A 25262-nucleotide genomic window follows, 5' to 3' on the forward strand; every position below is an offset into this window, starting at 1 on the left:
GCCGCCGCGCCGCCGGCCGCCGGGCCGCCGGGCCGCCGCGTCGCCGGGCCGCCGCGCCGCGGCGCGGGACCCGGAAGGGGAGCCGCGGTCGGGGTGCCGCCGCTCACCCGATCCGGGCGAGGTTGACCGCGTGCCGGGCGGGGACCCCTTCTCCGACGTCGACACGGCCGCCCGGAGCACGCCGATCCAGGGCCCGGCCGGAAAGCGTGCGCGACTGACCGGGAGGGGAGGACCCGATGATGGACGCGACCACGAGGTTCTTCGAGGAGCTCGACCGGAAGGGGTACGAGCCGCGGCTTGCCAAGGCCGCCGGCACCCTCCGGGTCGACCTGCACGAGGGGCCCCGCACCAGCCACTGGCTGCTGCGGATCGACCGGGGACGAGTGGCGGTGAGCCAGGAGGGCCGGGAAGCGGACACGGTGATCGGGACCAGCCCGGCGCTCTTCGAGGAGATCGTGACCGGCCGCGAGCACGGCCTCGCGGCGCTGCTGCGCGGCGACATGACCGTGACAGGCGACCTGCGGTTGGTGGTGCAGGTGGATCGGGTGTTCCCCGGTGACCCGGACTCCACCGGGCCCCGCCGGCGGCTTCAGCAGGAGGTGCGGTGATGGCGAAGAACACCGTCCGGATCCTGGACGGCAACACCTTCGTGGTGTCCGAGGACACCGGCGACATCGAGGCGACACCGAGCGAACCGAGCGGCCTCTTCTCCATCGACACCCGCTTCCTGTCGAAGTGGATCCTGACGGTGAACGGGGAGCGGCTGAACGCGCTCTCCTACGACGACCTTCAGTACTACGAGGCGCGGTTCTTTCTCGTGCCGGGGATGGCGACGCACTACATCGACGCGAAGTTGTCCATCATCCGGGAGCGGGCGGTTGGCGGCAGCTTCTGGGAGCAGGTCACCATCCTCAACCACGACGAGGAGCCGGTCGACCTCGAGATCCGGATGGCGGCGGCGTCCGACTTCGCCGACCTGTTCCAGGTGAAGGACGAGATCCTGAACAAGAAGGGCGAGATATACACGACCGTCGAGCCCGACAAGCTCCGGCTGGGCTACCGGCGGGGCAACTACACCCGCGAGACGGTCATCTCCTCGTCCGCGCCGGCCCGATACGACCGCGAAGGCTTCACGTACACCGTCCATCTGGAGCCCAACGAGCAGTGGGAGACCCGGATCGACGTGCGGACCATGGCTCTCGGGCCGGGCGGCCGGGACCTGCGGATCGGGCTGCGTTCGCACGGCACCGAGCGGCTCGCGCTCCAGCACGACCTGGAGAAGTGGATCGCCGACGCGCCCAAGGTGAACAGCCAGCACGGCCGCGTCGCGTCGACCTACCGGCGCAGCCTCATCGACCTGGCTGCGCTGCGCTTCTCGCCGCTCTCGCTCGGCGGCGCGACGCTGCCCGCCGCCGGCCTGCCCTGGTTCATGACCATGTTCGGCCGGGACAGCATCCTGACCTGCCTGCAGACGCTGCCGTTCACGCCGGAGCTGTCGAAGACCACGCTGCGGATCCTGGGTTCCCTTCAGGGCACCCGGTTCGACGACTTCCGGGACGAGGATCCGGGCCGGATCCTGCACGAGATGCGTTACGGCGAGACGGCGGCGTTCGAGGAGCAGCCGCACTCGCCGTACTACGGCTCGGTCGACGCCACTCCGCTCTTCGTGGTGCTGCTGGACGAGTACGAGAAGTGGACCGGCGACGTCGCGCTCGTCAAGGAGTTGGAGCAGGAGTCGCGGGCCGCCCTGAAGTGGATCGACGACTACGCGGACCTCGTCGGCAACGGCTACATCTGGTACGAGCGGCGGAACACCGACACCGGCCTGGAGAACCAGTGCTGGAAGGACTCCTGGGACTCCATCTCCTACTCCGACGGGCGGCTGCCACCGTTCCCGCGGGCCACCTGTGAGGTGCAGGGGTACGCGTACGACGCGAAGACGCGGGCCGCCCGTCTTGCGCGGGAGTTCTGGAACGACCCGGCGTACGCCGACAAGTTGGAGCGGGAGGCCGCGGAGCTGAAGCAGCGGTTCAACCGGGACTGGTGGGTCGAGGACGGCGAGTACTTCGCCCTGGGGCTCGACCCGGACGGTCGCCAGTGCGACGTGCTCAGCTCCAACATCGGCCACCTGCTGTGGAGCGGCATCGTGGACCACGAGCGGGCCGAGAAGATCGCCCATCACCTGGTCGGCCCCCGGCTCTTCACCGGGTGGGGGGTGCGGACGCTGGCCGAGGGCGAGGTCCGCTACAACCCGATCGGCTACCACAACGGCACGATTTGGCCGTTCGACAACTCCTTCATCGCCTGGGGTCTGCGCCGGTACGGCTTCGCGGAGGAGGCCGCCATCATCGCCAGCGGCATCCTCGACGCGGCCACGTACTTCGACGGGCGGCTGCCCGAGGCCTTCGGTGGCTACCCGCGGGAGCTGACGAAGTTCCCGGTCGAGTACCCGACGGCGTGCAGCCCGCAGGCGTGGTCGACGGGCACGCCGCTGTTGTTGCTGCGCACCATGCTGGGGCTGGAACCGCACGAGGGACACCTCTCGGTCGAGCCGCGGCTGCCGGTCGGCATGGGCCGGATCGAGGTGCTGGACATCCCGGGCCGGTGGGGTCGGGTGGACGCCTTCGCCCGGGGGCGGCTCGACCTGCACAAGCTGGCCGACTGACGACGGCGCGCCACCGCCCACGGCGGTGGCGCGCCGGGCCGGAGGCGGTCGAGCGGGTACGCGACGTGCGCGCCGGGCCGGGCCGGAGCGTCGCCTCAGCCGGGCGGCAGGACGGTGTCGAGGAAGGCGGCCGCCACCGCCCACAGGTCCGGGCGGTCCAGGGGCAGCGCGTGCCCGCCGTGGGTCAGCCAGCTGTGTACGGGGTGCCCGGCCGCGAGCAGCGCGGCGGTCAGCCCGGCGGTCTGGCTCGCCGGCACCGACCGGTCCTCGGTGCCCTGCACCAGCAGCACCGGGACCCGGTTGCCGACGTGCGTCGTGACCGTGGCGTCGGTGGTCGTCGGATCGCCGGCGGCGGGTGGCTGCCCGATCAGGTCCGCCCACGGGTCGTCGCCGTCGCGCAGCCGCTTCCAGTCCGGCTCGAGCGGGTCGACCGGTGGCCAGTACGCCAGCACGCCGGCCACGTCGTCCGGGCGGTCGACCCCGCGTAACCCGAGGTGCAGGGCGAGCATGCCGCCGGCCGAGTCGCCGGCGACGAGCAGCGGCAGCCCGCCCGACTCCGCACGGGCCCGGCGGGCCGCGGCGCGTACATCGTCGAGCTGCGCCGGCCAGCGCGCCTCGTGCGCGAACCGGTAGCGCGCCGGCACCACCCGCAGCCCGTGCCCGGCCAGCGCCGCGCCGTCCTCGGTCGCCTGGGCCCGCCAGCCGCCGCCGTGGATCCAGAGCAGTACACCCCGTTCGTTCATACCCGCCATGCTCCTGCGGCCCGCCGGGAACCGCCACACCGCTCCGCCGTCGGCAGAAAATCTTGACATTCGCCGTCAGCTGCTCGGCCGCACCGCTGGCGGAGCGGGGTGCGGGGATCTGACCGTCGAGGACGTTTCCTGGTCGACCGATCCGTCGATCCGCTCCCAGGTTGATCCCAGCCGGGGAGGGTAGATTCTGCGGATGCCGGAACTCGTGTACCCGCCCGTGATCGCCTTCGCCAAGACGATGTTCCGGGTCCTCGATCTGAAGATCAGCATCGAGGGCGCCCACCACGTCCCGCGGACCGGCGGGGCGGTGTTGGCCAGCAACCACGTCAGCTACCTGGACTTCATCTTCTGCGGCCTCGGCGCGAACGAATCCCGCCGGCTGGTCCGGTTCATGGCCAAGCAGTCGGTCTTCTCGCACAAGGTGTCCGGCCCGCTCATGCGCGGAATGCGGCACATCCCGGTCGACCGGCAGGCCGGCGCCGACTCGTACGCGACGGCGGTCGGCGCGCTGCGCCGGGGCGAGGTGGTCGGTGTCTTCCCCGAGGCCACGATCAGCCGGTCGTTCACCGTGAAGGACCTCAAGAGCGGCGCCACCCGGATGGCCTGCGAGGCCGGTGCGCCGGTGCTCCCGGTCGCGCTCTGGGGCACCCAGCGGCTCTGGACGAAGGGACGCCCGCGCACCCTGACCCGCCGGCACACGCCGATCACGATCCTCGTCGGCGAGCCGATGGACCCGGCCGGCTGGCCGGACGCCACCGCGATGACGGTCGCGCTCAGGGAGCGGCTCACCGCGCTGGTCGATCGGGCCCAGCGGGCGTATCCCGAACAGCCCGGCGGGCCGGACGACCGCTGGTGGCTGCCCGCCCACCTCGGCGGCACCGCGCCCACACCGGAGGAGGCGGCCGGGCTGGACCGGGCCGGGCACGCCTGACCGGACCACGTACGCCTACCCGGTCGAGGCACGCCTGGCCGCCGGGGCGCGCCTGGCCGGGCCGGGCGATGGCCGGATCGTTCCGCATCCGGGCAGGATGGTGTCTGCCCTCCCGGCCTCCGTCCCGCCAGGATCCCTCTCATGAGCAGAGCAGCACTCGTCGTGATCGACGTCCAGGAGTCCTTCCGCCAGCGCCCGATCTGGGCGTACGGCTCGAACCCCGACATCGTCCGGCAGGTCGACAGGCTGGTGGCCGCCGCCCGGGAACGCGGCGACCTGGTGGTCTGGGTCCTGCACGCCGAGCCCGGCACCGGCGGGGTGTTCGACCCGGCCAGCGGGCACGTCCGGCTGATCGACGGCCTGACGCCGGCCGACGGTGAGCCCACCTTGGTGAAGACCGCGCACAACGCCTTCACCACCACCAACCTCCAGCAGGTGCTCACCCTCGCCGGCGTCGGCGACCTCACGGTCTGCGGCATCCGCACCGAGCAGTGCGTCGAGACCACCGCCCGGGTGGGCAGCGACCTCGGCTACCGGGTGACCTTCGTGACCGACGCGACGACGACCTTCCCGATCCCGCACCGGGACCTGCCGGAGACCGCGACGCTGGCGGAGATCCTCGCCGACCCGCGCACCCTGTCGAACGAGGAGATCATCGCCCGCACCGAGTACGCCCTGGCCGGCGGGTTCGCCACCGTACGCACGGTGGACGAGGTGACCGGCGCGTCCCGCGCCGGCGCCCGGAGCTGACTCGATGACCCGGGTCGTCTTCCTGCTGGTCCCGCAGCTGCACCTGCTGGACCTCGCCGGGCCGGCCCAGGTCTTCTCCGCCGCCGCCGACCTCGGCCACGACTACCGGCTGCACTACGTGGCCGAGCGGGAACAGGTGCCCACCGTGCAGGGCGTACCGCTGGTCGCCGACACCGACTGGCCCGAGCTGGGCCCCGACGACCTGGTCGTGGTGCCCGGCTGGCGGCCCCGCGCGCACCGGCCGCAGGGGCCGGTCGGGGCCGACGACCTGCGGCGGCTCGCCGCCCACCACGCGGCCGGCGGCACCGTGGCCAGCGTCTGCGCCGGCGCGTACGCGCTCGGCCGGGCCGGGCTGCTGGACGGGCGGCGCTGCACCACCCACCACGAGGTGCAGGACGACCTGGCCCGGCGGCACCCGGCCGCCCGGGTGGTCCGGGACGTGCTCTACGTGGTCGACGACCGGGTGGTGACCTCGGCCGGCATCGCCAGCGGCATCGACGTCGCGCTGCACCTGGTGGCCACCCGGCACGGCCCGGCCGCCGCCGCGCGGATCGCCCGCACGATGGTGGTGTACGCCCGGCGCAACGGCCACGAGCAGCAGGCCAGCGCGATGATGCGGCATCGCTCGCACCTGTCGGACGCGGTGCACCACGTGCAGGACCTGATCGACAGCCGGTACGACGAGTCGCTGCCCCTGGCGCAGCTGGCCGCCGCCGGCGGCGTCGCCGAACGGACCCTGAACCGGCTGTTCCGCCAGGCCACCGGCCTCACCCCACTCGGCTACCAGCAACTGTTCCGCGTCGAGCGGGCCGAACACCTGATCGGGCACGGCGCCACCGTGGAGGCGGCCGCGCGGAGCGTCGGCTTCACCGATGCCCGGATGCTGCGTCGCCTGCGCGCCCGGGCAGGTCGGGTGCCACCGCACGCCGGTAGTAGTCGTCGCGCGACCGGAACTCCACCGGCAGCGAACCGGGCAGGGTGATCCTCGCGTCGTCGGCGATCAACGCGACGGTGGACCGCAGCGCCAGCACGTCCCGCTCCTGCGGGGACAGATCCACCAGTTGCGGGCGGGTCAGCCGGAACGCGGCCACCGTGCGGCACACCTGCCGGGCCAGCTCGACGACCTGGTCGCCGGGGCCGCCCAGGGCGAGCGCCGGCTGCTGGATGGTCCGCAGCGCGTCGCAAACAATCATCAGCTGGGCCGGCCGGCCCGCCTCGGCCGGCAGCAGCTCCAGCCGGGAGGGCCACTGCCAGCGGATCTGACCGCTGACGAGGCCGGGGTGCCGGACCGGCGGACGGTGGCGTGCGGCCTCGGCCCGCCCACCGGCCACGACGGCCAGCTGCGACCCCTCGCCCACCCAGACGATCCGCTGGTCGGTGACGGTCACCGAGACCGGCCCCGGCAGCGTCCACGCCCGGCGGGTCTCGGTCGGGCCGAGCAGGTGACCCGCCACCAGCAGCCGGTGCCGCCAGAGCACCCGCTCGTCGCCCGCCGGCACCAGTTGGTACCGACGGTCGAGCACCGGTCCCACCTCATCGTCCGGCGCGTCGAAGCGGTGCGGACCGATGAAGAAGGGGGACGCGTCACCGTGCATCGTCACGACCTCCCGAGCAGCTGACCTCGCCGTCGAGAGTGGCTTATCCGCAGTCCAGGTGTCATGACACCCGTTAGGGGGTCGGCCGGTCGTACCTCGCCTGTGACCGGTAGATGCCGATCTCCTCCGGCCGGACGAGGCCGTCCTCGATCGCGCGGGCGAGCAGCGCCGCCTTCGTGGCGGCCGGCCGCCCCGCTCGGGTGTACTTGATCCGCGCCCGGTCGACGTACTGCTTGACCGTGTGTTCGCTGATCCGCATCCGACGAGCCACCGACGCCTTCGACATCGACTGGAACCAGAGCAGCAGCGCCTCGCGCTCCTTGTCGGAGAGGACCGGCCGGTCCGGTCGCGGGTCGCCGACCATCGCACCGGCCAGCGCCGGCGGCACGTACGGCCGATCGCTCGCCGCCGCGAGCACGGTGGCCACGCAGTGCTCCCGTCCCTCGTGCTTGGCGAGGAAGGCCACCGCGCCCGCGTCGAGGGAGGCGAGCATCGTCTCCGGGTCGGTGTGCTCGGAGTAGACGACCACCCGGCGGCCGGCCGCGCTGAGTTCGGCCAACTTGTCCAGCGCCATCCGGCCGTGCAGCCGCAGGTCGAGCAGGACGACGTCGGCGTCCGGCGCGGCCCGCAGCACCTCGTCCGGGTCGTCCCCGGTGGCCAGCACGGTGAGGCGGGGTTCGGTGGCGAGCCAGGCGCGTACGCCGTCGACCACCACCGGGTGGTCGTCCACGATGGCCACCCCGACCGGCCGCTCGTCGCTCATCTCCGCCACCGGGTCTGCGCCCATCTGATCTCCCCGTCCCGCTCGTACACCCACTGCACCCGACCGTCGTCCCCGGCGCCGTCCCCTTGGCCGGCCGGCGGACCGGTCGCGTCCGGGCCGTCCCGGTCCGGCGTCACGAGGCTGACCACCACCTCGTCCGGGCCGGACACCACGGTGAGGCGGGCCCAGCCGCGCGCGTCGGCCAGAAGCGCGGCGAGCGGGTCGGCGAGCCGCCGGCGGATCGGCACCGGCAACGGCGGCGGCGTGCCGACGGTCACCAGGTCGATCGGCAGCCCGTTCCGCTCGGCCAGGTCGGCCGCGGCGCGCAACTCGTGCAGCAGCGGGTCGGGCACGTCGTCGGACTCGGCCATCAACCGGCGCAGGCGGGCGGCGGCCAGGACCGCGCGGCGCTGCACGGCCGGGTCGGTCGGATCGGCGCGCCCGTCGGCCAACTCCGCGAGCACCGTCTCGGCGGTGCCACTGACCAGGGCCAGCCGGGCGCGCCGGTCCTGCCGGGCCCGCTCGGCCGCGTCCCGTTCGGCGGCCATCGCGTGGGTCGCCGCGGCGGTGGCGGCCCGCTCCCGGGCCAGGGCGGCGATCGCCGCGCCGCCGACGAACACGGCCACCGGCAGCGACGCCGTGCCGTAGACGTACATCGCGAAACGGGCCAGGTCGGCGGAGGTGGTCGCGCCGTATCCGACGACCGCGACCAGCGCGATCAGCGAGTGCGCGACCAGCAGGGCGAGCAGCCCCACCACCCGGCGGCCCCAGAGCGCCAGCACGAAGAACCAGCCGAGCGTGCCCCACACCCAGTTCGCCGTGGTGAACAGTTGCCGCTCGCCCGCGGCGGCGAAAACCGTCGCGTCGACCGCCAGCAGCAGGCCGGCCAGCCGCCACGCCGGCAGCGGCACACCGTGCAGCAGCCGGACCCCGGCCAGCACGCCGGCCACGGCCACGACCGCCCAGCCGGCGAGCACCACCGCCGGCGCCGCCAGCTCCGACCAGGCGGCCAGCGCCGCCGGCAGCGCGATGGCGGTGTGCCAGGCCAGCGCGATGACGACCGACACGAACCGGGCGCCGCGGTCCGAGGCGCGTGCCACGGCGGCCACCGCCTGGCGCACCCCGGCCGCGGGGGACTCGTCCGGGGTACGGGCTCTGGGCCGGCCCGGTGGCACCGCCATGCCGCCTGTCGTCCCACCTGCCGGCGTGGTTGCGCCGGGTGCCACGGCCGTGCCGTAGGTCGGCGTGGGAAGGGCGGCGTTCAGCTCAGCCGACACCGGGCCACTCCAGCCGGATGCGGGTGCCCGTGCCGGGCGCCGACTCGACCCGGGCGCTGCCGCCGACGGCGACCATCCGGCCGCGGACGGACTCGCGCAGCCCGTACCGGTGCGGGGGAACGGCGGCCGGGTCGAAGCCGGGACCGTCGTCGACCACCTCGACCGCGACGCCGCCGGCGTCCCGGCGCAGCCGCAGCGCCGCCGTCGCCCCGGGCGCGTGGCGGACCACGTTGGACAGCGCCGCGTAGACGCTCTCCGCGACCGCGTCCACCACCGCGGCGGGCAGCGCGCAAGGTGCCAGGTCGACGGTCACCGGCAGGTCGGGCAGCCGCTCGCGGACCGTCCGCAGCCGGTCGTCCAGGGACACCGGGCCGTCGCCGGGCAGCGCGCGGGCGTCGGCCAGGGCGGTGAGGGTACGCAGGTCCGCAGCGCACCGTCGGCGCAGCGCCGCGGACGGGCCGGAGACCGCCCCCTGCCCGACCATGGTCAGGGTGCCGAGGACGGTGTCGTGCAGGTCGCGGTTCTGCCGCCGCTCCGATTCCCGGGCGGTGCGGGCCACCAACGCCTCCCGGGACAGCCGCTGGTGCGCGGCGAAGGCCCTGTCGGCGCGCCCGATCCGGTGGCGCATCACTCCGGTCATCATCGCCGTGCAGGCGGTCTGCACCAGCAGGGTCGCGGCGTGCGCGCTGGCCTCGCGCGGGTTGCCGGCCGCGTGCGCGCCGGTCGCGTAGCCGGCGGTGACCAGCAGACCGGCCGGGATCGACCAGCGCGCCGGAGCGGTGGCCTGCGTGTTGATCACGGTGGTGCTGGCCAGCACCGCGATCCAGCTCCCCTCGCCGGGCAGCACCTCGGGCGCCACCAGCCGGGGAATGAGCAGGCACGCCGCCGTGGTGATCGCCACGTCGCCGGCCACCAGCGCCGGCGTGACGCCGCCGCGCAGGGCGCGCGTGGCGTACGAGAGCGACCAGGCGGTCAGCACCGCCACGGCCGGGAGCAGCAGCGCCACCTGCACCGGCGCCGTACGTACCGAGAGCGCCACCACCGCGCCGAACAGCCCGCAGGTCAGCCGGAGGAGGGCCGGCAGGGTGGTGAAGACGAGGCTGAGCGCGCCGCCGGCCGGGCTGTCCAGCACGGCGGACGGCGCGGTCCGAACAGGAACGGCCGGCATCGGGAGAAGCGTCCTTCCGACAACGACCCGTCCGGGTCCCTGCGGGCATAGATCGACAAAGGAGAATAACATGGTATCCAGTGGGCGATCACACACTGTGTGCGACGTATTGCCGACAGGTGAACAGATGCCCCATCGACGCAGGTCAGCCGTCCGTCTGCCGCAACCGGCTGGTTACCGCACGTCGACCGCCCGCCCTCGACGTCCCCCGCCGGCGTCCCGCGTTCGAGGCCGCCCGCGCGCTGGTCGCGTCGGCGGGTCGGTCGCGGGACGGGCCGCAGGTTGCCCTCCCGTCGGAACCGGGCCCGTGTCCCGCCCGTCCCATCGACATGGCGGGAACAGCATCGACCGTGCCGGTGACCGCGGCGGGGATCGGCGTCCTCGCCGTCGTGCTCGCCGGATGCCTCGCCGGAGGGCCGGCGGAGGAGCGCTTCCGCGGCGACCAACCGCCGCGGGTGGTCGACCGGTGGACCTCCTGTGCGGACGAGGCACCCGCGGCCGGCCTGCTGCCGCCGGGCGGCTCCGACGCGACGAGCCTGCCCCTGCTCGACGACTCGTTCACTCCGGTCGCCGCCGTGCTGTGCGGGCAGCAGGTACAGCGGCGTCCCGACGGCGGGCAGGAGATGGTGGCGACCGAGCGCCGGGCGGACGACGTGGGCGCCCTGGTCGCCGCGCTCCGGCTGCCCGACGAGCGACGGGCGGCCGGTCCCTGCACCCTCGACATGGTCATCCCGCCGTGGCTCGCGCTGCTCGACCAGCAGGGCCGGTGGGTGCGGCCCGGGATCCCGGTGGGCCCGTGCGGCAAGCCCCGCACGGAGGTCGGCGAGGCACTCGACGGTCTGCGGATGACCACCGTCGCGACGCGCCCCATTCGAGAGATCGAGTCGGCGGAGGCGGCCGCCGCCGGCTGTGTCCAGCGGTGGGCGGACATGGTCGCCGTGCAGGCGGGTTTCGGGGAGACGACGGCTCCGGTGAGCGCCGCGCCGTCGATCGCGGCCGGGACCGCCCTGCGGCTCTGCGTCTACGACGTCCCCGCGGCCGAGCGGGGGAGCGGGAAGCCGGCGGGTGAGTTCGCGTACGGCCGGGTGCTGCCGCCGGACCGGACGGCCGCCGTGACCCGCGCGCTGGCGACGACCGGGCCGGTGGCCGCGTGCGCCACGCCGGCCGGTCGTTTCGCGCTGCTCCGTCCGGTGGACGGCACCGGGCCCGAGGTGTACGTGGAGCTCGACGGCTGCCGGCGGGTGCTGGTCACGCCGCCCGGCGGCCCGCCGTCGCTCGGCCAGGCCGACCCCACGCTCCCTGGCCTGCTCGGTTGAGCCGACCTCACGCTCCCTGGCCTGCTCGGTTGAGCCGACCCCACGCTCCCTGGCCTGCTCGGTCGAGCCGACCCCACGCTCCCCGGCTGCTCAGTTGACCGGCAGCACCGCCGGTCCGCCGCCGGCGACGGACCGGGTCATCGGCCGGCCCCCGGACCAGAAGTAACACCGCACCCCCCGGTCGCCGCGCGCCCACGCCTCGCCGGAGGGGAACCGGTAGGTGGTGCCGGTGCGGTAGCGGAGCCTCCCGTCGACCGGCAGCTTCGCGTAGTGCGCGATGACCGTGCGGCAGCGGGCGTGGATGCCGTCCTCGTCGCGCTGCGCCTGTTCGTACGGCACATCGGAAGCGGTCCAGACGCCGGCGTACTCGAACTGGTGCGGGGTGGCGCAGGGCGTGCTGAGCAGACGGCCCCAGTTGTCCTCGTTCATGCAGCCGAGGAGCACCGGCGACCCGCTCCGCACCGCGTTCCGCAGGCTGCCGACATGGGTGACCGCCGCGTCGTCCTCGCCGTTGGCGCCGCTCACCGAGTTCAGCTCGAAGATGTCGCAGCGGAACCACCGGCTGCCACCCTGCCAGCCGACCGGCGAGGTCGGCGACACCTGCACCGAGAGCCGGGCGGCGCGCCAGTCGCCGCCGACGAACTCCCTGGCCCGGGCGTCGCACTCGGCGAAGGCCGGGCGCAGCGCCGCCGACCCCACCCGGGGTGGGATCGGGCGCCGGGCCACGTCGCCGGTGAACGTGCCGATGTGGAACGTCTCGACCAGGTGCGAGCTTGCGCAGTCGACCGGCTGGTAGCTGGTCAGATAGCTGGTCGGCTCGGCGACGACGTGACACTCGCCGGCCTGCGGGGCGAACTGCCGCGCCTGCGTGGCCGGCCGCCAGTCGTCGGTCAGGTCGCCGTCGCCCGCTCCCGGGGCGCCGCAACCCGCCAGCACCAACGTCGTCAGCGCAGCCCCGATCGCCGCGCGCCATCGGCGTCGCATGTCACCCTCCCGTGGGTCCCCCGTGACAACGGGCGCAGCATAGGACACGGGTGCGACTGCCCGCCGCACCCGCCTCGCTACCGCCGGCGCCGCACCCGCCTCGCTCGCCGGCGCCGCAGTCCGACACGCTCGCGGATGGCGCCCCATCCGTCACGCTCGCCGGTGCCGCACCCACACCGCTCTCGGTTGGCGCCGCGGTCCGACCGCCGATCGCGCCGGGATCGCTCAGCCGGCGTAGCCGTGGCTCACGATCCGGCGCGCCGCGGCCGCGTACGCCTCAGGAGCGGTCGGGGCGACGGCGCCCAGGCCGTCGACGTACCGGTTGAACATGCAGAAGGCGGCGGCGATCAGAACGGTGTCGTGGATCTCTACGTCGGTCGCGCCCGCGTCGCGCGCGGCCTCGACCAGGTCGGCGGTGACCTTCCGGCCGTCCTGCTGCACGGCGGCGGCGATGCGCAGCAGGGCGCGGAGCTTTCCGGAGATCGGCGCCCGGTCCGGGTCCGCCCGAACCTGGTCGACCAGCGGCATCCCGTCGTCCAACTGCGCGGCGGCGAAGGCCGAGTGGGACGAGCGGCAGTAGGCGCACTCGTTCAGGCCGGAGACGTAGGCGGCGATCAGCTCGCGCTCACCCCGGCTCAACGGGTGAGGCTCGGTGCGCAGGAGGACCTCGGCCAGTTGGTTCAGTGGCCCGGCCGTCTCGGGCCGGAACCGCATCAGGCCGGTGATGCCGGGAAACCGTTGCTCGTCGACGCCGAGGTCGATGTGCGCCATGTCGTCACACTCCGGTCAGGTCTCGCGCGGAAGGGTGCCTCGCACCCTGCCACAGCGCTGCCGTCCGCGCCTCCCTCCGTGGGGCGACCGTAAATCGATGGACGGCGGCGGCCGTCGACGGTGATCGTTGGCGGCATGCAGCAGGAGGAGATCTGGGACGTCGACGCCGCCCAGCGCTACGACACACCCGACGCCGGCATGTTCGCGCCCGAGGTCCTGGGGCCGACCGTGGACCGCCTCGCCGAGCTGGCGGGCGACGGACGGGCGCTGGAGTTCGCCATCGGCACCGGGCGGGTGGCTGTCCCGCTCGCCGAACGCGGGGTGCCCGTCACCGGCATCGAGCTGTCCGGTCCGATGATCGAGCGCTTGCGGGAGAAGGTGGACGAGGCCGCGATCCCGGTGGTCGTCGGCGACATGGCGACCGCCACCGCCCCGGGCGAGTACACCCTCGTGTACCTGGTCTACAACACGATCTCCAACCTGCTCACCCAGGCCGAGCAGGTCGAGTGCTTCCGCAACGCGGCGCGGCACCTCGCGCCGGGCGGCCGCTTCGTGATCGAACTCTGGGTGCCCGAGCTGCGCAAGCTCCCACCCGGTTCGGAGGCGGTGGTCTGGCGGTCCGAGCCCGGCTACATCGGCCTCGACACGTACGACGTCCTGCGGCAGCAGGTGGTGTCGCACCACGTCCGGTTCGACGACACGAAGCAGGCGCGGCTGACCCGCAGCCCGCACCGCTACATCTGGCCCGCCGAGCTGGACCTGATGGCCCAGTTGGGCGGGTTCGCGCTGGAGTCCCGGCACGCGGACTGGACGGGGACCGAGTTCACGGCCGACTGCCGGTCCCACGTGTCCGTCTACCGCCTGGAGAAGTAGCGGCGGCTGATCGTGGTAGCCGGGCTGTCCGACTGCGCGGCCCGGCTACCGGGTCAGCAGCCGGCTGTCGACCGACGTGGCCGGCCAGGGGCGACGTGCCGATCAGGCCGGCGCGTCGGCCCGGCGGGCGAGCGCACGCCGCCGGATCACGAGGGCGACCGCGAATCCCGACAACAGGAGGACCAGGAACGGCAGCAGGCCGGCGTCCTCCGACATCCGCACCCACAACGGCGTCTCGACCCCGCTGCCCGGCTCGCCCAGATCCGTCACCCCACCCGTCATGGCGGCGGGCAGCCACAGCAGCGCGTACTCCCGCGGGGCTTCGGTCGCGCTGAACCTGGCGACCACGAACGCCACCATCGCGGCCTGGGTCGCGGCGACTCCGCCCAGCACGGCGACCGCGACGGCCAGCGCCGGGCGCAGCCGCTGCGCTACGAGGACGGTGGCCAGCAACAGGACGCCCCACAGCAGGACGGCCAGCCCGACCGCGGCCGACCGGCCACCGAGCGGCCCGGTGAGCACCGTCAACAGCACGGCCGCCGCCGCGAGGACGGCAAGCAGGGGTACGGGTGCCAGACGCACCCGGCCGGCCAGCGACCCGCCCAGCAGTGCCGCACCCGTCAACAGCACGAGGACGGCACCGGAGAAGAACAGGACCTCGTCGGACATTGTCCCGGCACCCCTCTGTGTCGGCAGTGGACGGTGTGACAGCAGACGATATCGGCAGGGAGCCGCTTTCGCGTACCCCACGTCGGGTTCTGCGACACGACCGGAGAGGGTTTTCAGGCGATGAGCAGGCGAAGGCCAAGCTCTGCCGCGTCGAGATCAACGAGGTCGCGGTTGCGTTCCGCCCACCGACCCGAGGCGAGTCGCGAGTAAGCCAGAACCGACGCAGCCATGCGGTGTCACTGCTGTCGTGCGTGAACACCACCACGCGACGAGCGACGCGCCGCATCTCGCGCAGGCCCGCGATCGGGTCCGCCAGTGATGGATGGCTCGTAGGAGCCGGTACCGGCTCCGACATTCAACACCGTCCGCGTGTCGCCGAGCGCGGCCCAGACCCGTGCGGCGATCCGCGGCTCGGTGCGCCGCGTCACGGTGTACGTGGCTCCGATGGTGTCGTACAACTGCGCGCTGGACCTGTCGCCGCCTCTCTGGCTGTCACCAGCCCCCGCCGCGCACGGGCGCTGGCGTCACTGCTCCGCTGGGCTGGGCATCGACAAACCCGTCGACCTGCGGCGACGGTGGTGCGCCCGGCAGGATTCGAACCTGCGGCCTTGGGATTAGAAGTCCCCTGCTCTATCCGCTGAGCTACGGGCGCGTGGCGTGGTGTCGCGCCAAGAGGGTACCGCCCGCCCGCCCGCTGATCGAGGCAACGGGTGTCGGGCCGTGCTGCCGATCAGGTTCGCACGCTGCGCCGGCACCCGGCGACAGGTTTCCGCAGCCAGCCCGTCCTGCCGGACTCGTCATGACCGGGTGCTGGATCGCGCGGGCCGGGGGGTCGCGCCGCGTACCCTCGGCGACGTGCTGCTTGACCCGGACGCCGAGAACGACGTCGCCTACGAGCTCTGCCAGATCGTCGGTCGCGCGATCCTCCCGTACTCCCGTGGCGAGGACGACCGCGACGGCGCCGGCACCGCCTTCTTCTTCCGGACCGGGAGCGGGGAGTACCTGCTGACCGCCGACGCGCTGACCGGCGCGACGCTCGGTGAGCTCGGGCTGCGGGGGAGCGTCACCGAGCCGGCCGGCGTCGCCCCGGACTCGGTGGCGGTCGCCGGGGGCGCGACGGGGTGGGTCTGCCAGCCGGGAAGCGGCGTGGCGATCCTGCCCACCACCGGCCTGCACCGGCAGGCGCGCGACGGCGGCTGGGCGTGGCGGACCCAGCCGGTGGCCGATGTCATCGCGGCCGACGGGGACGTGATCGGGCGGATCGACGCCACGCCGGGTTCCGCCTTCGTGCTCGCCCACGGGGTGCGGGAGGACGGGTCGCGGCCGCTGGAGGTGGCGATCGAACGCGTTGTCCGCGCGGACGACGAGGTCCGGATCACCACGACGTTGCCGGCCGGGTACGTCGGCGCGCCGGTGTTCGGCGTGCAGGCGGACGCGGACGGGGCGCTGACCCTGCACTGCCTGGGCCTGGTGCTGCCCGGCACGGACGGCGGACACCAGGTGGCGACCTTCGACGAGATCCGGGCGGCCCTTCCCCCGGCCGGGGCGGGCACGGACTGATCCGGCCCGTTCGGCACCCGGCCGACCGGAGGGCCTGCGCGCTCCTCGGGTGCCACTCGTTCCGGCGGCGGTTCGGCGGGTGGGACCTGGATAGGCGTTATGACGCAGAGTCATAAATATGCCGCAGAGTCATCGTGCCCATCCGGATGACCCTGGAGGGCGCGAGAGGCGTGGTCCGACGCACGCGGCGATCCGTCTGGTCGGGCATCAGGCCGGCGCTCGTGTGGCGCCGACGCCGCACGAGCTCACGCGCCCACCGGATCAGCTGCCGGTCGGGGTCGCACCGGCCGGGTCGGCGTCCGCGGCGCGCCGGCTGGTCGGGACCGCCGCCGGGTCCGCGTCGTCCGGGCCGCTGCCGCCCGCCGCGACCGTCGTGTCGCTGCCGTCCGCCGGGGCCGTCGGCCCGGCGCCGAGGAACGCCTCGGCCCAGCGGCCGACCTCGGTGAAGACCTTCTCCCGTACGGCGGGGCCGGAGAGCGTGAGGTCGTGCATGCCCCCGTCGAAGCGGGCCAGGGTCACGTGCCGGCCGAGGCGGGGCGCGTACCGGACCATGTGCTCGACGTCCAGGACGGCGTCGGCCAGCCCGGCGGACTCGTGCCAGCTCCGGCCCTTGAACGACCGGGTGGAGCAGGCCAGCAGCACCGGCACCGGGATCTCCAGCCCGGCGCGCAGCTGCCGCTGGGCGGTGCGGATCGCGCCAAGCCAGCCGGCCCGGACGGGGAACCCGGCGAGCGGCTTCCAGGTCAGGTCGTAGCTCCACTCGCCGCGGTGGTCGGCGTGGATGCTCTCGCCGTACACCGTGCCCAGGCCGAACGGGAGGACGCGGTGCGGCGCCCGGCGGCCCAGCCGGGAGACGGCGGCCGCGAGGGGTCGCCGTACCGCCCAGGGGGCGTTGATGTCGAAGAACGGGCTGTTGAGGAAGATGCCGTCGACGATCCCGGCGTCGCGTCGGGCGTGCGCCCACAACGAGATGATCAGGCCGCCGGTGGAGTGGCCCATCGCGAGTACGGTGTCGTGCCCGTCGTCGGCGCGGATGATCTCGGCCGCGGCGTCCAGCTCGGGAAAGTAGTCGGCCAGGTCGCGGCAGAAGTTCGGGGTCTGGTGGGGGAGCAGGCTGCGGCCGTACTTGCGCAGGTCGAGCGCGTAGAAGTCCCAGCCCCGCTCGGCGAAGGAGTCGGCCAGATGCGTCTGGAAGAAGTAGTCCACGAAGCCGTGGACGTAGAGCACGGCCCGGCGGGTGGGCCGGTCGGCGCGCCGCCGGACCAGCGTGGCGACCACCGGCCCCTCGTCGTCGGTGCCCAGGTCGATCGTGTGCCGCTCGTAGGGCGGCCCCAGCACGTCCGGTTCCACGAACGCGACGGTACGCCGGCAAGCTACCGGGCGGTAGCCCCGAGCGCCGCCGACGCCGCGACCCCCACCCGGCCGCACCTGCCGGCGGGGGCCACGGGCGTACGGGTCAGGCGGTCTCGGCGTCCGCGCGCTCCTGGTCGGCCGGCGCGGCCTGGCCGCCCGGCTGGCCGATCTCGCGTACGTGCTTGTTGTGCCGCGGCTCCTGCCGGGTTTTCGCGTCGTTCAGTCGCCGCCGCAGGTCGTCGCGGGCGTCGTTGAGCGCGGCCCGCAGGTCCTCCTCGGCCGAGGTGGTGACGATCTTCTGCCGGCCGGCGATCCAGCACTCCAGGGTGACCTTCTGCCCGCGCGCGTCCCGGTCCTTGACCGACACCTCCAGTTCGGTGGCGTCGGCGTGGAACGCGGCCAGCCGTGCGTCCAGCGGGGCGAACTGGTCCACGATCCAGTTGCGGTCGCCCTGCGAGAAGCCGGCCCCGACGCGCAGGCACTCCGCCACGGTCGCCGGGTTCGTCACGGCGCTCATCGCCGCACCTGGCCAGGGACGCGGGTCGGGCCGGTGGTAGTCGTGATCATGGGCGCTGCCCCCTCGTTCGACGTGATGGTCGGCGGTGCGGTTGATCAAATCCATACCCAGCCCGGCCGGCTCCGGAACCGGTGCCGCGCGCCTAGCAGATGTGAGCTTGATCAGGGCGTTGTCCACGGTGGCCGCGTCGTCCACAGACCGACCGGCGGTGGTGGTCCCGGCGGGCCGGGGCGGGCCAGGCTCGGCACGAGTCGACTCGCGATGCAGGCCCCAACCCCTGGAGGGAAGATGTTCGACACGTACGTCACGATTGTCGGAAATATTCTGACGGCGCCCGAGTGGCGACGCACCACCCAGAGCAACACCCTGGTGGCCAACTTCAAGGTCGCCTCGACGGCCCGGCGGCTCGACCGGGACAGCGGTCGCTGGGTCGACGGCAACAGCCTGCGGGTCCGTGTGAACTGCTGGCGGAAGCTCGCCGAGGGGGTGGCCGCCTCGGTGATGGTCGGTGACCCGGTGGTGGTCTGCGGCCGCCTCTACACCCGCGACTGGACCGACGACGCGGGCAACCACCGCACGCTCTACGAGCTGGAGGCGGTGGCCGTCGGCCACGACCTGTCCCGCGGCCGGGCCCGGTTCCTGCGCAACCGGCCGAGCATGGCGACCAGCGCCGTCGAGGACGCCGAGGCCGAGAGCCGGGTCCACGGCGAGCAGACCGAACCGGTGCCCGACGGGCAGGCCCCCGCGCTGCCCGACCGCCGCTCGCTCGACGACGACTTCGACCTGCCCGACTTCAGCGGCCCCCGGGCCGGCCGCGCCGTGCCCTCGGCCGCCCCGTTCGTCGGGGCCGCGGGTCCGGTGGACCCGTTCGCCGGCGCGGGCAGCCACGACGAGGCCCCGTTCGGGGCGGCGAGCGGTGACGACGAGGACCCGTTCGCGCGGGCGGTCGGCGAGGAGGACTCCTTCGCGCGAGCGGTCGGCGACGAGGGCTCGTCCGCGCGAGCGGGCGCCGACGACGAGGGCCCGGACGAGGCCGGCGAACCGGCGGGCGGCGACGAAGTGGCGCCGCTGCCCGGCGAGCCCGAGGGTGACGGCGAGCTGGACCCGGTGCCGGGACCCGGGGCGCCGGCCGGCCGCGGTAGGCGGGGTCGGGGGCGGGTGCCCCAGCCGGCGTGAGCCCACGCACGGCCGGCCCGACGGGGGCGGGGTGGCGGCGGCGACGCCGACGTCACCCCGTGCCGGCCGGCTCCGGGCCGCGGCCGGGCCGGTCCGCGGGCCGGCTCGTCTAGGCTGGCCGGCCGGAGGTGGTGCGCGTGCGGCAGTCGGCGCCGGTGGCGAACGCGGCGGGACTTGTGGCGGGGTACGCCCTGGACAGGCTGCTCGGCGATCCGCGCCGCTGGCACCCGGTGGCCGGGTTCGGCCGCGCGGCCGGTGCCCTGGAGCGACGGGTCTACCGGCCGGAGCAGCGCGCCGGCGTCGCCTTCACCGCGCTGGCCGTCGGCGTGCCGGTGCTGCTCGGCGCGGCCGCCACGGTGGCCACCCGGCGCCGGCCGCTCGCCCGGGCGGCGCTGGTCGCGGCCGGCACCTGGACGGTGCTGGGGGGCCGCACCCTGCGCCACGAGGCCGAGGTGCTGGGCCGGTCGCTGCGTGACGGCGACCTGCCGGCCGCGCGGCAGCGGCTCGGCCACCTCTGTGGGCGGGATCCGTCGACGCTGGACGAGCCGGAGCTGGCCCGGGCCACCGTCGAGTCGGTCGCCGAGAACACGTCCGACGCGGTCGTCGCCCCGCTGCTCTGGGGTGCCGTCGCGGGCCTGCCCGGCCTGCTCGGCTACCGCGCGGCGAACACCCTCGACGCGATGATCGGGCACCGCTCCCCGCGGTACGCCCGGTTCGGCACCCCGGCCGCCCGCCTCGACGACTTGCTCAACCTCGTGCCGGCCCGGCTGACCGGAGTGCTCACCGTCGCGCTGGCTCCGGTCGGTAACGGCAACCGGGAGCGGGCGTGGCGGGTGTGGCGTCGTGACCGCAACGACCACCCGAGCCCGAACGCCGGCCAGTGCGAGGCGGCGATGGCCGGGGCGCTCGGCGTGCGGCTGGGTGGGCGCAACGTCTACTTCGGGCGGTCGGAGGTGCGGCCGTTCCTCGGAGACGGCCCCCGGCCGCAGGCGCGGCACCTCCGGCGGGCGGCCCGCATCTCCGGGGCGGTCGGGTTGGCGGCCCTCGCCGTGGCGGCGGCCTACCCGCTGACCGCCGGCCGCCTGGTGTCCGCCGCCGGTCGGCGCGGCCTCCGGGGGCTGGGCCCGCTCGGTCGGAGGCGGCGACGGTGAGCGGCGGGCTGCTGGTCGCCGGCACCACGTCCGACGCCGGCAAGAGCGTGCTCACCGCCGGCATCTGCCGGTGGCTGCACCGGCAGGGCGTGAAGGTGGCGCCGTACAAGGCGCAGAACATGTCCAACAACTCGGCGGTCGTGGTCGGGCCGGACGGGCGCGGCGGCGAGATCGGCCGGGCGCAGGCGATGCAGGCAGCCGCCTGCGGGCTCGCCCCCGACCTGCGCTTCAACCCCGTCCTGCTCAAGCCGGGCAGTGACCTGGCCAGTCAGGTGGTGCTGCTCGGCGAGGCGGTCGACACGGTAACCGCCGGGAACTTCCGCGAGCTGCGGCCGCGACTGGCCCAGACCGCGTACGCGGCGCTGGCCGAACTGCGGGCCGCGTACGACGTCGTGATCTGCGAGGGCGCCGGCAGCCCCGCCGAGATCAACCTGCGGGCCGGCGACTACGTGAACATGGGCCTGGCCCGGCACGCCGGCCTGCCCACCATCGTGGTGGGCGACATCGACCGCGGCGGCGTCTTCGCGTCGATGTTCGGCACGGTCGCGTTGCTCGACGCGGCCGACCAGGCGCTGATCGCCGGCTTCGTGATCAACAAGTTCCGGGGCGACCTCGGTCTGTTGCGGCCCGGGCTGGACATGCTGCACCGGGTCACCAGCCGGCCCACGTACGGGGTGCTGCCCTGGGAACTGGACCTCTGGCTCGACGCCGAGGACTCGCTCGCCTACGGGCGGGTGCTCGGCCGCCCTGCCGCCCCGTACGGCACCGAGTGGCTGGCCGTGGCCGTGGTCCGGCTGCCCCGGATCAGCAACGCCACCGACGTCGAGGCGCTCGCCACCGAGCCCGGTGTCCGGGTACGGCTCACCGTGGAGCCGGCCGAACTGGCCGCCGCCGACCTCGTGGTGCTCCCCGGATCGAAGTCGACCGTGGCCGATCTCGCCTGGCTGCGGGAGACCGGCCTGGCCGACGCGGTCCTCGCCCACGCCGCCTCCGGGAAGCCGCTGCTCGGCATCTGCGGCGGGTTCCAGATGCTCGCCCGCGCGATCCACGACTCCGTGGAGAGCCGGCAGGGCAGCGTTCCCGGCCTGGGCCTGCTGCCCATCGAGATCACCTTCGACCCGCGCAAGACGGTCCGGCAGTCGGTGGGCAGCCTCGGTGGCGACGTGCCGGTCCGCGGCTACGAGATCCACCACGGGTACGTCTCCTCCGCCGACCCCGCGCTCACCCCGCTGCTGACCTGCGAGGACGGCACCGGCGAGGGTGCGGTGGTCGGCGCGGTGCACGGTACGCACTGGCACGGCGCGTTCGAGTCCGACGAGTTCCGGCGGCGCTTCCTCACCGAGGCGGCTCGGCTGGCCGGCCGGCCCGGCTTCACGGTCGCGCCGGCAACCGGCTTCGCGGCCGCCCGCGAACGCTCGCTCGACCTGCTCGGCGACCTGATCGAGGAGCACCTGGACACGGATGCGCTCTGGCGCCTCATCGAGGAAGGCGCACCCCCCACCCTCCCGTTCATCCCTCCCGGCGCCCCCACACCGTGACACCCCACCCCACCGGCGCGTCGATCATGCAGTTGTGGTGGGTGACAAAGGACGCCATTGTGGACGAACGAGGCACCACAACTGCATGATCGACCGGAGTGGGGCGGGGGCGGCGGGGTGGGTTGGGGGTGGGTCAGGGGCGGACGTCGGCGGGGTGTTCGGAGAGGGGGAGGCCGGCGGCGATCCAGCCCTGGACGCCGCCGATCATGTCGGTCGCCCGGCGCAGGCCCAGCGCCTGCAGGCTGGCCGCGGCGAGGCTGGAGCTGTAGCCGTGCCGGCACGCCAGCACGATCTCCCGGTCGTACCCGGTGGCCTCCGGGATGCGCCAGGCACTGGCCGGGTCGAGCCGCCACTCCAGCACCGTCCGGTCGATGACGATCGCACCGGGCAGCTCACCCTGCTCCCGGCGCTGTCGCTCGGTCCGGGTGTCGACCAGCAACGCGCCGCCGCGTACCGCCTCGGCGGTCTCGTGCGGAGTCAACCGGTGCAGCCCGGCGCGGGCCTGTTCCAGCAGGGCCTCGACGCCGGGGCTCATCACGTCACGGAGCACCTCCCGATCATGCCCACCGCCCGGGCGGCCCGCCGGGTGAACGGGTACGTGGACGCCGCCGGGCGACACGATTCCCCCGGACGTGATCGGTGACCGCCGTCCCGCGTACCCCGAACGGGTCCGGCGACCTCCCGCCGCCGCCCGGCGGGAGAAGCCGCACCGTCGCGGCATACTGGCGCGGTGCTGACGATCACCGGATCCCGACCCGTGCGCCGGTCCGGATCCGTGCGCCCGGTGGGGTTGCGGTGGTCCGGGGATCCGGCCGTCCGGTGGGGATGATCCCGGTCGCGGTCGTCGAGCCGTACGCCGATCTGGCCCGGCGGGTGTTGGCCGGCCCAGCGCGGTTGGGGCGTACCCGACTGGTGGCGGTGGACGGGCCGAGCGGCGCGGGCAAGAGCCGGTTCGCGACCCACCTCGCGGACGCCCTCGCCGCGCTGCCCGGCGGCGTACGGCCGCCGGTGGTGCACACCGACGACCTGCTCGACGGCTGGGACGACCAACTCACCTTCTGGTCGCGGCTGGAGGAGTCGGTGCTGGCGCCGCTGCGCGCGGGCCGGCCCGGGGCGTATCACCGGTACAGCTGGGTGCGGCGGTGCTTCCTGCCCGGGGTGGTGCCGGTGCCGGTCGGCCCGGTGCTCGTCGTCGAGGGGGTGAGTGCGGCCCGCGCGGCGGCCCGGCCAGAGTTGAGCCTCGCCGTCTTCGTCACCGCGCCGGCGCCGCTGCGGCTGGCCCGCGCGGTCGCCCGGGACGGTCCGGAGATCCTGCCGGACCTGCGCCGCTGGCACGCGGGGGAGTCCGCGCACTTCGCCGCCGACGGTACGGCGGAGCGCGCCGACCTGGTGGTCGACGGCGCGCCGGGACTGCCGCACGACCGCACCCGCTACTACGTGCGCATCCGCTGACCGGGCCGTCCGTCGACCGGGCCGTCCGTCGACCGGGCCGTCCGTCGACCGGGCCGTCCGTCGACCGGGCCGTCCGTCGACCGGGCCGTCCGCTGACCGGGCCGTCCGTCGACCGGGCCGTCCGCTGACCGGGCCGTCCGCTGACCGGGCCGTCCGTCGACCGGGCCGCTCGTCGACCGCGCCGCCCCGAACGGGCCACCTGCGGATCCGTGACCAGGGCGCCCTCGTCGGGTAAGGCCGGCATACGATGCCGGTCATGACCACACCGATCATGTCCGAGTCCGAGATCCGGGCCGCCGTCGAGCGGGAGTTGCCCGGGGTCCGCGCCGACCTGGAACGCCTCGTCCGCATCCCCGGCATCGCGTTCGAGGGCTTCGACCACTCACACGTGGAGCGCTCTGCCGAGGCGGTGGCGGAGTTGCTGCGCGGTTGCGGGCTGGAGGTCGCCATCGCCCGTTCCGGCGGGCAGCCGGCGGTGATCGGGAAGAAGGCGGCCCCGCCCGGTGCGCCGACGGTGCTGCTCTACGCCCACCACGACGTCCAGCCGGTCGGTGACCTGTCGCTGTGGGAGTCCGACCCGTTCGAGCCGGTGGAGCGGGACGGCCGGCTCTACGGTCGGGGCGCGGCCGACGACAAGGCCGGCATCATGGCGCACGTGGCGGCGTTGCGCGCGTACGGTGACCGCCTCCCGGTCGGCGTGGTCCTGTTCATCGAGGGCGAGGAGGAGTACGGCTCCGACTCGCTGGAGCGGCTGCTCGCCGAGCACCGCGACGAGATCGCCTCGGACGTCATCGTGATCGCCGACTCCGGCAACTGGGACATCGGCGTACCGGCGCTGACCACCTCGCTGCGCGGCATCGTCAACAGCTTCGTGGAGGTCCGGACCCTGGACCACGCGGTGCACAGCGGGATGTTCGGCGGCGCCGTCCCGGACGCGCTGACCACGCTGGTCCGGCTGCTCGCCACTCTGCACACCGAGGCCGGTGACGTGGCCGTCGAGGGACTGGTCGGGCGGGAGGGCGCCACCGTCGACTACCCGGAGGACCGGATCCGCGTCGAGGCGGGGCTCGCCGAGGGCGTCTCGTTCATCGGCACCGGCCGGATCACCGACCGGCTCTGGACGAAGCCCGCGCTGTCGGTGCTGGGCATCGACGCACCGGCCACCGGTGAGGCGCCGAACGCGCTGGTTCCGGCCGCGAAGGCCAAGCTCAGCGTGCGGCTCGCGCCGGGCGACGACCCGAAGCGGGCGTACGCGGCCCTGCGCGCGCACCTGGAGAAGCACGCGCCGTGGGGCGCGCAGGTGACGGTGAGCATCGAGCACGACGGCGACCCGTGTGTCATCGACGCGACCGGCCCGATGTTCGACGCCGCCCGGTCGGCCTTCCGGACCGCGTGGGACGGCACCGATCCGATCGACATGGGCGTGGGTGGCTCGATCCCGTTCATCGCCACCTTCCAGGAGATGTTCCCGGAGGCGGCGATCCTGGTGACCGGCGTGGAGGACCCGCACGCCCGGGCGCACGGGCCGAACGAGAGCCTGCACCTGGGTGAGTTCGCCAAGGTGTGCCTCGCCGAGGCGCTGCTGCTCGGCAAGGTGGCCGAGGCGGGCGCGGGCCGGAGCTAGGGCTCGCCTGCTCGACTCGCCTCGGCCGGGACGTCGACACACGCCCCGTGCGTCGGAACCGTAACGTCCCGGTCGATCTGGGAGTTTGCGGTGTGTCGGGCGCGGGGCTGTTATAGCCTTTCGAACATGAGTACGAACGAGGTGATGGCCCGGTTGCAGGCCGCCGTCAGCGCTCTGGGGGACGTCGACGTCTCCGCGTGGCCCGAGGACACGCTCAAGGAACAGCTCGGTGAGCTCTCCGCCGCCCTGGTCACGCTCGACTCGACGCTCACGCGAGTCGCCGACGAGGTCCGTGCCCGTGGGCTGCGGATCGAGGAGCCGGTCTCGGCCTGACCGCGGCGCACCCGCCCCGGCGGCCCCCGGCCAGCGGGTCGGCG

At 74.3% G+C, this 25262-nt stretch carries 25 protein-coding genes, 1 tRNA gene and 1 pseudogene; 14 read left to right on the forward strand and 13 right to left on the reverse strand.

The genetic code is table 11. The features are described from left to right. The first annotated feature begins 236 nt into the window (after nucleotides 1–236). Both O7603_RS27300 and O7603_RS27305 read left to right on the forward strand, forming a co-directional pair. Complete coding sequence (locus tag O7603_RS27300) at nucleotides 237–608, forward strand: SCP2 sterol-binding domain-containing protein (protein ID WP_281572603.1); 372 nt, start codon at nucleotides 237–239, stop codon at nucleotides 606–608. Beyond that, nucleotides 608–2665 carry a glycogen debranching N-terminal domain-containing protein gene (locus tag O7603_RS27305; protein WP_281572604.1) on the forward strand — a complete coding sequence of 686 codons (2058 nt, stop codon included), beginning with the start codon at nucleotides 608–610 and terminating at the stop codon, nucleotides 2663–2665. Before O7603_RS27300 ends, O7603_RS27305 begins: the two co-directional genes overlap by 1 nt. A 95-nt stretch (nucleotides 2666–2760) precedes the next feature. Here the strand turns inward: O7603_RS27305 and O7603_RS27310 are convergent, their stop codons facing one another. Beyond that, complete coding sequence (locus O7603_RS27310; RefSeq protein ID WP_281572605.1) at nucleotides 2761–3408, reverse strand: alpha/beta hydrolase; 648 nt, start codon at nucleotides 3406–3408, stop codon at nucleotides 2761–2763. 202 nt (nucleotides 3409–3610) lie between these two features. On the opposite strand from O7603_RS27310, the gene O7603_RS27315 reads away from it, so the two are divergent. The 3 genes from O7603_RS27315 (at nucleotide 3611) to O7603_RS27325 (ending at nucleotide 6080) form a co-directional block, all read left to right on the forward strand. Further along, a complete protein-coding gene (locus O7603_RS27315; protein WP_281572606.1) occupies nucleotides 3611–4348 on the forward strand; it encodes a lysophospholipid acyltransferase family protein in 738 nt (245 codons plus the stop codon). Between the two features lie 141 nt (nucleotides 4349–4489). Continuing rightward, entirely contained in the window at nucleotides 4490–5098 is a 609-nt protein-coding gene (locus tag O7603_RS27320; protein ID WP_281572607.1) for an isochorismatase family protein, read from the forward strand. Between the two features lie 4 nt (nucleotides 5099–5102). Then, nucleotides 5103–6080, forward strand: a complete 978-nt coding sequence (locus O7603_RS27325) for a DJ-1/PfpI family protein (RefSeq protein ID WP_281572608.1) — start codon at nucleotides 5103–5105, stop codon at nucleotides 6078–6080. On the opposite strand, the gene O7603_RS27330 is transcribed toward O7603_RS27325, so the two are convergent. The 4 genes from O7603_RS27330 to O7603_RS27345 form a co-directional block, all read right to left on the reverse strand. Further along, complete coding sequence (locus O7603_RS27330; RefSeq protein ID WP_281572609.1) at nucleotides 5965–6693, reverse strand: hypothetical protein; 729 nt, start codon at nucleotides 6691–6693, stop codon at nucleotides 5965–5967. The two genes, O7603_RS27325 and O7603_RS27330, sit on opposite strands and share 116 nt — an antisense overlap. A gap of 73 nt (nucleotides 6694–6766) precedes the next feature. Continuing rightward, entirely contained in the window at nucleotides 6767–7480 is a 714-nt protein-coding gene (locus O7603_RS27335; protein WP_281572610.1) for a response regulator transcription factor, read from the reverse strand. Continuing rightward, nucleotides 7453–8637 carry a hypothetical protein gene (locus O7603_RS27340; RefSeq protein ID WP_281572611.1) on the reverse strand — a complete coding sequence of 395 codons (1185 nt, stop codon included), beginning with the start codon at nucleotides 8635–8637 and terminating at the stop codon, nucleotides 7453–7455. The genes O7603_RS27335 and O7603_RS27340 overlap by 28 nt, the downstream gene beginning before the upstream one ends. Nucleotides 8638–8722: 85 nt before the next feature. Further along, nucleotides 8723–9901 carry an ATP-binding protein gene (locus tag O7603_RS27345; protein WP_281572612.1) on the reverse strand — a complete coding sequence of 393 codons (1179 nt, stop codon included), beginning with the start codon at nucleotides 9899–9901 and terminating at the stop codon, nucleotides 8723–8725. A gap of 329 nt (nucleotides 9902–10230) precedes the next feature. Here O7603_RS27345 and O7603_RS27350 point away from each other — a divergent pair, with 329 nt between their 5' ends. Continuing rightward, nucleotides 10231–11217: a hypothetical protein gene (locus O7603_RS27350; RefSeq protein ID WP_281572613.1), complete on the forward strand. Its 987-nt coding sequence runs from the start codon at nucleotides 10231–10233 to the stop codon at nucleotides 11215–11217. Nucleotides 11218–11307: 90 nt separating this feature from the next. Here the strand turns inward: O7603_RS27350 and O7603_RS27355 are convergent, their stop codons facing one another. Next, nucleotides 11308–12201 (reverse strand): septum formation family protein, encoded by an 894-nt coding sequence (locus tag O7603_RS27355; protein ID WP_281572614.1) that lies wholly within the window; start codon nucleotides 12199–12201, stop codon nucleotides 11308–11310. A gap of 225 nt (nucleotides 12202–12426) precedes the next feature. Beyond that, nucleotides 12427–12972: a peroxidase-related enzyme gene (locus tag O7603_RS27360; RefSeq protein ID WP_281572615.1), complete on the reverse strand. Its 546-nt coding sequence runs from the start codon at nucleotides 12970–12972 to the stop codon at nucleotides 12427–12429. Between the two features lie 135 nt (nucleotides 12973–13107). Between O7603_RS27360 and O7603_RS27365 the strand changes: the two genes are divergently transcribed. After that, the gene (locus tag O7603_RS27365) at nucleotides 13108–13845 is read left to right on the forward strand and encodes a class I SAM-dependent methyltransferase (RefSeq protein ID WP_281572616.1); all 738 of its coding nucleotides are present in this window, start codon (nucleotides 13108–13110) and stop codon (nucleotides 13843–13845) included. Nucleotides 13846–13947: 102 nt separating this feature from the next. Here the strand turns inward: O7603_RS27365 and O7603_RS27370 are convergent, their stop codons facing one another. The 3 genes and pseudogenes from O7603_RS27370 to O7603_RS27380 form a co-directional block, all read right to left on the reverse strand. Next, entirely contained in the window at nucleotides 13948–14514 is a 567-nt protein-coding gene (locus O7603_RS27370) for a hypothetical protein (RefSeq protein ID WP_281572617.1), read from the reverse strand. Between the two features lie 113 nt (nucleotides 14515–14627). Beyond that, nucleotides 14628–14978: pseudogene (locus O7603_RS27375) on the reverse strand (hypothetical protein); the annotation flags it as partial. A 112-nt stretch (nucleotides 14979–15090) separates the two neighbouring features. After that, nucleotides 15091–15166: transfer RNA gene (locus O7603_RS27380), tRNA-Arg, on the reverse strand. Between the two features lie 203 nt (nucleotides 15167–15369). Between O7603_RS27380 and O7603_RS27385 the strand changes: the two genes are divergently transcribed. Continuing rightward, nucleotides 15370–16074: a hypothetical protein gene (locus O7603_RS27385; protein WP_281572618.1), complete on the forward strand. Its 705-nt coding sequence runs from the start codon at nucleotides 15370–15372 to the stop codon at nucleotides 16072–16074. 261 nt (nucleotides 16075–16335) lie between these two features. Here the strand turns inward: O7603_RS27385 and O7603_RS27390 are convergent, their stop codons facing one another. Together O7603_RS27390 and O7603_RS27395 are read right to left on the reverse strand one after the other, a co-directional pair. Continuing rightward, on the reverse strand, nucleotides 16336–17424 hold the full coding sequence (locus O7603_RS27390; protein ID WP_281572619.1) for an alpha/beta hydrolase: 1089 nt from the start codon (nucleotides 17422–17424) through the stop codon (nucleotides 16336–16338). 106 nt (nucleotides 17425–17530) lie between these two features. Further along, a complete protein-coding gene (locus O7603_RS27395) occupies nucleotides 17531–17944 on the reverse strand; it encodes an HPF/RaiA family ribosome-associated protein (RefSeq protein WP_281572620.1) in 414 nt (137 codons plus the stop codon). A gap of 288 nt (nucleotides 17945–18232) precedes the next feature. Here O7603_RS27395 and O7603_RS27400 point away from each other — a divergent pair, with 288 nt between their 5' ends. The 3 genes from O7603_RS27400 to O7603_RS27410 all read left to right on the forward strand — a co-directional run bounded on the left by O7603_RS27400 (nucleotide 18233) and on the right by O7603_RS27410 (nucleotide 21809). Continuing rightward, nucleotides 18233–19120 (forward strand): single-stranded DNA-binding protein, encoded by an 888-nt coding sequence (locus O7603_RS27400; protein WP_281572621.1) that lies wholly within the window; start codon nucleotides 18233–18235, stop codon nucleotides 19118–19120. A gap of 137 nt (nucleotides 19121–19257) precedes the next feature. Then, nucleotides 19258–20271 (forward strand): cobalamin biosynthesis protein, encoded by a 1014-nt coding sequence (locus O7603_RS27405; RefSeq protein ID WP_281572622.1) that lies wholly within the window; start codon nucleotides 19258–19260, stop codon nucleotides 20269–20271. Beyond that, on the forward strand, nucleotides 20268–21809 hold the full coding sequence (locus O7603_RS27410) for a cobyric acid synthase (RefSeq protein WP_281572623.1): 1542 nt from the start codon (nucleotides 20268–20270) through the stop codon (nucleotides 21807–21809). The genes O7603_RS27405 and O7603_RS27410 overlap by 4 nt, the downstream gene beginning before the upstream one ends. A 133-nt stretch (nucleotides 21810–21942) precedes the next feature. Here the strand turns inward: O7603_RS27410 and O7603_RS27415 are convergent, their stop codons facing one another. After that, nucleotides 21943–22344, reverse strand: a complete 402-nt coding sequence (locus tag O7603_RS27415) for a rhodanese-like domain-containing protein (protein WP_281576829.1) — start codon at nucleotides 22342–22344, stop codon at nucleotides 21943–21945. A 290-nt stretch (nucleotides 22345–22634) separates the two neighbouring features. Here O7603_RS27415 and O7603_RS27420 point away from each other — a divergent pair, with 290 nt between their 5' ends. The 3 genes from O7603_RS27420 to O7603_RS27430 all read left to right on the forward strand — a co-directional run bounded on the left by O7603_RS27420 (nucleotide 22635) and on the right by O7603_RS27430 (nucleotide 25218). Beyond that, nucleotides 22635–23261 carry a hypothetical protein gene (locus O7603_RS27420; protein ID WP_281576830.1) on the forward strand — a complete coding sequence of 209 codons (627 nt, stop codon included), beginning with the start codon at nucleotides 22635–22637 and terminating at the stop codon, nucleotides 23259–23261. A 271-nt stretch (nucleotides 23262–23532) separates the two neighbouring features. Beyond that, nucleotides 23533–24885: a dipeptidase gene (locus O7603_RS27425; protein ID WP_281576831.1), complete on the forward strand. Its 1353-nt coding sequence runs from the start codon at nucleotides 23533–23535 to the stop codon at nucleotides 24883–24885. Nucleotides 24886–25011: 126 nt separating this feature from the next. Beyond that, the gene (locus tag O7603_RS27430) at nucleotides 25012–25218 is read left to right on the forward strand and encodes a hypothetical protein (RefSeq protein WP_281572624.1); all 207 of its coding nucleotides are present in this window, start codon (nucleotides 25012–25014) and stop codon (nucleotides 25216–25218) included. Nucleotides 25219–25262 lie beyond the last annotated feature (44 nt).

The sequence above is a fragment of the Micromonospora sp. WMMD812 genome (assembly GCF_027497215.1).
Lineage (GTDB): Bacteria > Actinomycetota > Actinomycetes > Mycobacteriales > Micromonosporaceae > Micromonospora.

What these genes read in the sequence shown, in the direction of transcription:
- O7603_RS27310 (WP_281572605.1), bottom strand. Translation starts at nt 3,408, where the DNA reads ATGAACGAACGGGGTGTACTGCTCTGGATCCACGGCGGCGGCTGGCGG.
- O7603_RS27335 (WP_281572610.1), bottom strand. Translation starts at nt 7,480, where the DNA reads ATGGGCGCAGACCCGGTGGCGGAGATGAGCGACGAGCGGCCGGTCGGG.
- O7603_RS27425 (WP_281576831.1), top strand. Translation starts at nt 23,533, where the DNA reads ATGTCCGAGTCCGAGATCCGGGCCGCCGTCGAGCGGGAGTTGCCCGGG.
- O7603_RS27350 (WP_281572613.1), top strand. Translation starts at nt 10,231, where the DNA reads ATGGCGGGAACAGCATCGACCGTGCCGGTGACCGCGGCGGGGATCGGC.
- O7603_RS27430 (WP_281572624.1), top strand. Translation starts at nt 25,012, where the DNA reads ATGAGTACGAACGAGGTGATGGCCCGGTTGCAGGCCGCCGTCAGCGCT.
- O7603_RS27340 (WP_281572611.1), bottom strand. Translation starts at nt 8,637, where the DNA reads ATGGCGGTGCCACCGGGCCGGCCCAGAGCCCGTACCCCGGACGAGTCC.
- O7603_RS27300 (WP_281572603.1), top strand. Translation starts at nt 237, where the DNA reads ATGATGGACGCGACCACGAGGTTCTTCGAGGAGCTCGACCGGAAGGGG.
- O7603_RS27420 (WP_281576830.1), top strand. Translation starts at nt 22,635, where the DNA reads ATGATCCCGGTCGCGGTCGTCGAGCCGTACGCCGATCTGGCCCGGCGG.
- O7603_RS27320 (WP_281572607.1), top strand. Translation starts at nt 4,490, where the DNA reads ATGAGCAGAGCAGCACTCGTCGTGATCGACGTCCAGGAGTCCTTCCGC.
- O7603_RS27365 (WP_281572616.1), top strand. Translation starts at nt 13,108, where the DNA reads ATGCAGCAGGAGGAGATCTGGGACGTCGACGCCGCCCAGCGCTACGAC.
- O7603_RS27305 (WP_281572604.1), top strand. Translation starts at nt 608, where the DNA reads ATGGCGAAGAACACCGTCCGGATCCTGGACGGCAACACCTTCGTGGTG.
- O7603_RS27315 (WP_281572606.1), top strand. Translation starts at nt 3,611, where the DNA reads ATGCCGGAACTCGTGTACCCGCCCGTGATCGCCTTCGCCAAGACGATG.
- O7603_RS27395 (WP_281572620.1), bottom strand. Translation starts at nt 17,944, where the DNA reads ATGAGCGCCGTGACGAACCCGGCGACCGTGGCGGAGTGCCTGCGCGTC.
- O7603_RS27400 (WP_281572621.1), top strand. Translation starts at nt 18,233, where the DNA reads ATGTTCGACACGTACGTCACGATTGTCGGAAATATTCTGACGGCGCCC.
- O7603_RS27360 (WP_281572615.1), bottom strand. Translation starts at nt 12,972, where the DNA reads ATGGCGCACATCGACCTCGGCGTCGACGAGCAACGGTTTCCCGGCATC.
- O7603_RS27345 (WP_281572612.1), bottom strand. Translation starts at nt 9,901, where the DNA reads ATGCCGGCCGTTCCTGTTCGGACCGCGCCGTCCGCCGTGCTGGACAGC.
- O7603_RS27370 (WP_281572617.1), bottom strand. Translation starts at nt 14,514, where the DNA reads ATGTCCGACGAGGTCCTGTTCTTCTCCGGTGCCGTCCTCGTGCTGTTG.
- O7603_RS27355 (WP_281572614.1), bottom strand. Translation starts at nt 12,201, where the DNA reads ATGCGACGCCGATGGCGCGCGGCGATCGGGGCTGCGCTGACGACGTTG.
- O7603_RS27330 (WP_281572609.1), bottom strand. Translation starts at nt 6,693, where the DNA reads ATGCACGGTGACGCGTCCCCCTTCTTCATCGGTCCGCACCGCTTCGAC.
- O7603_RS27415 (WP_281576829.1), bottom strand. Translation starts at nt 22,344, where the DNA reads ATGAGCCCCGGCGTCGAGGCCCTGCTGGAACAGGCCCGCGCCGGGCTG.
- O7603_RS27325 (WP_281572608.1), top strand. Translation starts at nt 5,103, where the DNA reads ATGACCCGGGTCGTCTTCCTGCTGGTCCCGCAGCTGCACCTGCTGGAC.